Source organism: Novosphingobium sp. 9U (assembly GCF_902506425.1).
Taxonomy (GTDB): domain Bacteria; phylum Pseudomonadota; class Alphaproteobacteria; order Sphingomonadales; family Sphingomonadaceae; genus Novosphingobium.
This window is the reverse complement of record NZ_LR732470.1, coordinates 1-5,461: the sequence shown is the minus strand read 5'-3', so window position 1 is coordinate 5,461 and position 5,461 is coordinate 1. Positions and strand designations below refer to the sequence as shown.

The window sequence follows — 5,461 nt, the reverse complement described above, 5'->3', positions numbered from 1 at the left end:
CCACCCGATCCCATCTCGAACTCGGCCGTGAAACCTGACAGCGCCAATGGTACTAACGCTCAAGCGTTGGAAGAGTAGGACGTCGCCAGGCATTGAAGCCGGCGCGCTTTCGTAAGGATCACAAAAACCCATTCACATGACAAAGGGCCAACCCTCACGAGGGCAGGCCCTCAAAGAGGGCCCTCACAGGCCCTCTTCGTGTTTCCAGCGGGGCCGCAGCATCCCCCGCGTCCAAGCCCAAGCGCAAGGACAAACAACGCTGCCACAGGGCCTCAAACGCCCACAGGCGCAAGCGGGGTGGAGCAGCCCGCCGTCCAGATCGACAAAGTCGAGATGGACAACAAACAACTCCTACCGGGCTGGCCCAACCAGCCCAACATGGTGACGCGGGGTGGAGCAGCCCGGTAGCTCGTCAGGCTCATAACCTGAAGGTCGTAGGTTCAAATCCTACCCCCGCAACCAATATCAAATATTTCATAACTGATGGGCGCATCCCAGAGCGGTTTTTTGCCTGGTTTCTGCAGCTTAGATCCGAGTCGCGAGACTTCAGATCGTCAAGGACATTGCCCTGAATGCCAGGACTGGAATTTGCATCAGGGAGTATTTTGTGGAGTGTGGCCAGCGCCACATCGGCGACCTGCTGCGCCCGGCTCACTTCGGCAGCGAGGTCGCGGCCGTGCTGGAGACGGAGGGCCCCGCACTGCAGTGCTTCCAATGCGGCCTGTGCCGAGTTGTGATCGGTTCGCGCTGCGGCCGGGGCAGCTTCGCTTCGGCGCGGCTCTCGTCATCGAGCCCGTGCTGGGCGGCGATGCGCTGGGGGAGAACGCTGAGCCTTACGCGCATCACGCGGGCTTTCTCGTAGGCAGCGCAGCCGAGGGGGGTGTAGACCTGCGAGCCGGTTAGCTGCTCCAGCAGTGCCGCCCGGTCGTTGGCATAGACGCGTATGAAAGCCTCGAAGTCGCCATGCGCCAGCAGCACGGCGCGGGTGAACTGCTTGGCGGAAAGGCCGATGACGGTGCCGATGGCGCTCGGCGTGAGTCCCGCCCATGGGCTCGCCGGTGTCGAGGCGGTCGAAAGCATGGTTATGGCCCTGCAGTCAGCCGTTTGCCTTAGTGCGCGCGCGCCGCACGCTCCAGTGGACGGTAGGTGCCGCCGGGCATCCCGAAATCGTCCTCGGCATGGTCCTCCCCTGCGCCGCGACGCAGAACCGAGCGGCATTCGCGTGCGCTGATGCCCGCTTCCTCAGTGCCCCCATCGCCCGATGCGCGTGGGGCGCACCTGCAGGCCCGTATCCTTGTGACGCTCGAGGACAAGTCGCTGCGCCTCGTGCAAATTGCCACCTTGCGCACCCAGGCAGCGAACACAGGCGGCGGCCCGCGCTCGGGCACCGACCTTGCCGAGCCCGGTCCGCGCTAAGTCTTCGCGGCGCTGTTCTGTCGCGAGTATGCTGGCGAGGCTCCGCCCGAGGACCTCGCCGGGCCCTACTCCGCGATGCTCGTGCAGACCGAAACTGCCGGCGAGGACGACTGATGCGTACTCTCACGATCCTGCGCAGCAACCTCGCCAACATGGCGGACGATTTCCAGGTCGTTTGCAAGGCCGAAACGCTCGCCGGCCCGGGAATCTTCGCGATGACCGGGCTGACCGGTGCAGATGAGCCCATCCTGCTCGATGCGGTGTTCCTGAAACTGTTTGCCGATATCCCGCTCTGCGGTTCGGGTCCGCCCACGAGCACGGCGATGTCGATGAACGGTCAGCGTTCGGGTGGCCCTTCTGCGTTCGTTTTCAGCGCTTCGATCGCGGCGACTGCGCCGGCCATTTTGGCCGGGTCGACGTTCAGGAAGGCGACGGGGCGGGGGATGGGTGCCAGTTCCACTTCGCAGCCAGTGGCCGAGAACCGCATGACCGCAACTGAATGGCGAGAGCCGCGCTCAATGCCGGAGAGCGGGACGGGGGAGCTGGCGTAACGCTCCGTGGTCTCGGCCGTGACCGCCTGCGCGGGGTGCGCGCGGGCGGCGAATCACGTGCTCGTCAACAATGCCGGCTATGGCCACGAAGGCGCGTTAAAGGAGTCCTCAACGGACCACCTCCAGCGCCAACGTGCGGCGAATGTGTTCGGCCCGGTCGCGATGATGAAAGCGGTGCTGCCCGGCATGCGCACGCGCCGTGTCGGGCACATCATCGATGTATCGTGGCGGCAGGCGAGCGGACGGCCATGCCCGCGCCCCATGACCTGGACGATCTGCTCAAGAACCGACGAGCTGCCGAACTGGCTGATCTGCTCGCCGCTGTCGAAATCGATCCCGGGGCCGCCGCCATCATCCGACGGAGCACGTTTCTTTCGCGCCGCTCGTCATGCAGCCGGAAAAGATCATCTGCGTGGGTTTCAACTGCCGCGAACATGCCGAGGAGACGGGCACACCCACCCCACCGCCCTGCCATTAACCAGCAAGTGCAACAATGAACGGCGGCGTCATCCACCTGCCGATGAAGGCCGATGAATGCTTCGACTATGATACCGAACTGGTGATCGTGTTCGGCCGACGCTGCCATGACGTGCCAGATAAAGACGCGCTTGAGGTGGTGGCCGGCCGCAAAGGCGCTGTGACCGTAATAGACCGTCTGCGGCGCCATCACCACCGCGACGCGTTCGAGGATCATGAGCGTTGTAGAGGTCGGCAAACTGCCGCCGCTAATCGCGATGTTGAGGCTGAAACCCACGACGTCGATGCCGTCGACGATGATCGTGACGTTTGAGCGCCCTCCGATCAGCGCGATACCGCGCGGGCTCGGACGAACGTCGCCAGCCGTGGCGACGCGGTCGAACTAGAACCGGGGCCTCTGCTGCGCGACCGAGCTGACGCTGCTCAGCCGCGATCGGTGATCGCCACGCTTGAGGAGGTCGAGATGGCGATTGGCATGTCGACGAGGCGCTCCTCGCGGCGGTGCGCGGTGACGACGATACCACCATTGTCGATCACGTCGGGCGAGGAGGCCGCGACCCGATCACGATCGCGGCAGCGCTCAGAAGAAATCCGGATCTGTTCATGTCGCTTCTTCCTTCGAAGCGTTAGAGGATTGGCTAACAAGCAACCAAAGTGGCACAAACGACTGCGCAGTTAATGTTCGAGCAACAAACATCAGACATTCCGTCCCCGAAAAAGGCAGGCCGACAAAGCAAAAAAGTTTGCCTGTGCGCTGCTCGCTCAAGCAAATTTACTGGACCCTGACTGTGTTTTTGCCTGGTCTTGACACGGTCAGCCGGCGAAGGTCGGGCGCCGCGCTGCGTGGGCGCTCAAACTGAGTGCGGATCAGGTCACTCCGCGAAAATGGCATCCCCGTGCGCGGGATAGCGGCCTAGTGTGAAGAAGGCGGCGATCGAGCAGACGAACAGAACCGCCGAAGTCACGATGGTCATGTCGTAGCTTCCCATGCGGTCGCGCAGCCCGCCGTACACAGCCGGCGCAAAGCCGGCGCCGAGCCCAAAAATGGCATACTGGATCGAATAGAGCTCGCTGAAATGTCGGCGGCCAAAGTACCGGCCGATGAGATAAGCGACGAGGTCGAACTCGGCGCCGGCCACTAGGCCGATCGTCACGCCGCAGGCGATGCCCGTCGTCAGTTCGATACCAGGCTGCGCCAGGGCAGCAAGAGCGAGTACGGCTGGCGTGACAACGATGAGCGCGACAAACGGCGCGCGCAGGCGGTCGAGCAGAACACCCGACAGCAGGCGCCCTCCGGTGACGCTGATCGCCATCGCCGCCATCACGGTCGTCGCGGACTGCTTCGAGATGCCGTGCTCGCTCAGCAGCGGAACGAGGTTGGGCATCAATCCCGAGGTCCCGGCAGCGAGGCCCAGGGCGGCAAGTGCGAGTGCCCAGAACCGATAGTCGTGAAGAGCGGCACGAACGGACGCTCCCGCCGCTTCCGACGCCCGCGCAGCCTGGCTGGCGCGCTCAGGTTCCTTGAGCCATGCGATCAGGACAGGCAATGCAATGACCAGCGGAAGCGCGCCGTAGGCGAGATAGCCGACACGCCACCCATAGGCGCCGATCACCCAGTTCAGGTAGAACGGCGCGAGCACGCCGGTCACTCCGGTGCCGGCCAGCGCAATGCCCAGCGCAAGGCCGCGCGCCCTGTCGAACCAGCCGGTTATCACCCGCGCATAAGTGGTTGGCAGCGTGCCGAGAGAAACCACCGCAAGGCACCCCCAGGCCGCGTAGAAGTGCCCGATCGTGCGGCTTATCGTCGCCAAGAGAACGAAGGAAAGGCTGAGGCCGATCGTCGAGCAGATTGCCACCTTGCGCGCGCCGATCCGGTCGGCCAAGCGGCCGACGATCGCGCCAAGGCTGATGAGTGCGACGGGTATGAAGGTCAGCGTGACCAGTATCTGGCTGCGCGGCCAGCCGATATCCTGCTCGAGCGCCGAAGCAAATATGCCGGCGGTATAGGCGGGTATCGGCGACAGGCCCAGCCCGATCCCAATGGAGCAGGCGACGAGCGGGCGCCAGCCGCGCTTCAACTCTTCCACGGCCGAAGGCGCGGCGTCCGTTATCGACGCGTCAGGAGTGTGGGCGAACGCCATCGACGGAGTCCTTCTAGAGCGAGTTGCGACGGGCGATGTCGCCCAGCACCGCTGCGCTCGGCTTTGGCGTGCGGGCGAATGTCGTCCGGTCGAGCGAGTGGAGGCCGTAGCGCGGCTTGTAACCGAAGAACCACTCGTAGTTGTCGATCAGCGACCAGTGCGTGTAGCCGCGCACCGGCAGGCCCTCGTCCATGGCCTTGCGCAATTCGGCAAGGGCAGCAGGGATGAACTTCGCGCGCTTCGCATCGTCGAGGACGTTGCAACCATGCTCGGTGACGACCACCGGAACTCCGCACTTCGAATGGGCGTAGCGGGCCGCGTTCGCTAGAGACGGTGCGTAAAGCTCCGACCCGTTCTCGTCGGTCACGACCCCCGGTGGCGCGGGCAGGCGATGGCTCGCGTCCCACACCGCGCGCCAATAGTTCTGGACGCCGATGAAATCGTCGGCACGCGCGGCCTCTAGCCAGGGATCATAGAGCCGTGCGCGAATGCTGTCGCGCATGCTGGCGGCACCCACGGCCTGGTCGTCGTTCATCGCGAGGCTGACACCGACCGGCAGGTCCGGACGCGCGGCTTTCATCGCCTCGCGCGCGGCCTTGTGTCCGGCAATCAGATTTGCTTGAACGACGGCTGCGTCAGGCAGGAACAGCCCGTTGCCCGACAGGTACAGAGGCACGTTCATCGACTTGGCGACGGCTTGCGACATCAGCTTGTCCTCGGCGAGCAGCCGCGCGCCACTGTCCTTGGGAAGCAGCATCGGCAACATGCCGATGAGATTGGGCTCGTTCAGGGTGAGCGCGTAGCCGATGCCGCTTGCGAGGTGCTTGGCGGCGCGGCCGCAGAACCGCGCGAACAGGGACGGCGCCTGTTCCTGAT

General features: G+C 64.5%; 7 protein-coding genes, 1 tRNA gene and 1 rRNA gene. 6 read left to right on the top strand and 3 right to left on the bottom strand.

Annotation, left to right across the window (positions count from 1 at the left end; all coding sequences use genetic code 11):
- A 5S ribosomal RNA gene (gene rrf / locus GV044_RS13260) occupies positions 1 to 91 on the top strand; the annotation flags it as partial.
- 294 nt (positions 92 to 385) lie between these two features.
- Positions 386 to 462: transfer RNA gene (locus tag GV044_RS13255), tRNA-Met, on the top strand.
- 189 nt (positions 463 to 651) lie between these two features.
- Here the strand turns inward: GV044_RS13255 and GV044_RS13250 are convergent.
- Positions 652 to 1,080: a hypothetical protein gene (locus GV044_RS13250; RefSeq protein WP_159871538.1), complete on the bottom strand. Its 429-nt coding sequence runs from the start codon at positions 1,078 to 1,080 to the stop codon at positions 652 to 654.
- Between the two features lie 150 nt (positions 1,081 to 1,230).
- Here GV044_RS13250 and GV044_RS13245 point away from each other — a divergent pair, with 150 nt between their 5' ends.
- The 4 genes from GV044_RS13245 to GV044_RS13230 all read left to right on the top strand — a co-directional run bounded on the left by GV044_RS13245 (position 1,231) and on the right by GV044_RS13230 (position 2,757).
- Positions 1,231 to 1,416, top strand: coding sequence for a hypothetical protein (locus GV044_RS13245; RefSeq protein ID WP_159871535.1), 186 nt, complete (start codon positions 1,231 to 1,233; stop codon positions 1,414 to 1,416).
- Between the two features lie 113 nt (positions 1,417 to 1,529).
- Positions 1,530 to 1,967: a hypothetical protein gene (locus GV044_RS13240; protein WP_159871532.1), complete on the top strand. Its 438-nt coding sequence runs from the start codon at positions 1,530 to 1,532 to the stop codon at positions 1,965 to 1,967.
- 57 nt (positions 1,968 to 2,024) lie between these two features.
- A complete protein-coding gene (locus GV044_RS22145; RefSeq protein ID WP_236554962.1) occupies positions 2,025 to 2,501 on the top strand; it encodes an SDR family NAD(P)-dependent oxidoreductase in 477 nt (158 codons plus the stop codon).
- On the top strand, positions 2,488 to 2,757 hold the full coding sequence (locus GV044_RS13230) for a fumarylacetoacetate hydrolase family protein (RefSeq protein ID WP_159871529.1): 270 nt from the start codon (positions 2,488 to 2,490) through the stop codon (positions 2,755 to 2,757). The genes GV044_RS22145 and GV044_RS13230 overlap by 14 nt, the downstream gene beginning before the upstream one ends.
- Before the next feature lie 559 nt (positions 2,758 to 3,316).
- On the opposite strand, the gene GV044_RS13225 is transcribed toward GV044_RS13230, so the two are convergent.
- Together GV044_RS13225 and GV044_RS13220 are read right to left on the bottom strand one after the other, a co-directional pair.
- Complete coding sequence (locus GV044_RS13225; protein ID WP_159871526.1) at positions 3,317 to 4,585, bottom strand: MFS transporter; 1,269 nt, start codon at positions 4,583 to 4,585, stop codon at positions 3,317 to 3,319.
- Positions 4,586 to 4,598: 13 nt separating this feature from the next.
- On the bottom strand, positions 4,599 to 5,461 hold an 863-nt coding region (locus GV044_RS13220), incomplete at its 5' end, for a family 1 glycosylhydrolase (protein WP_159871523.1).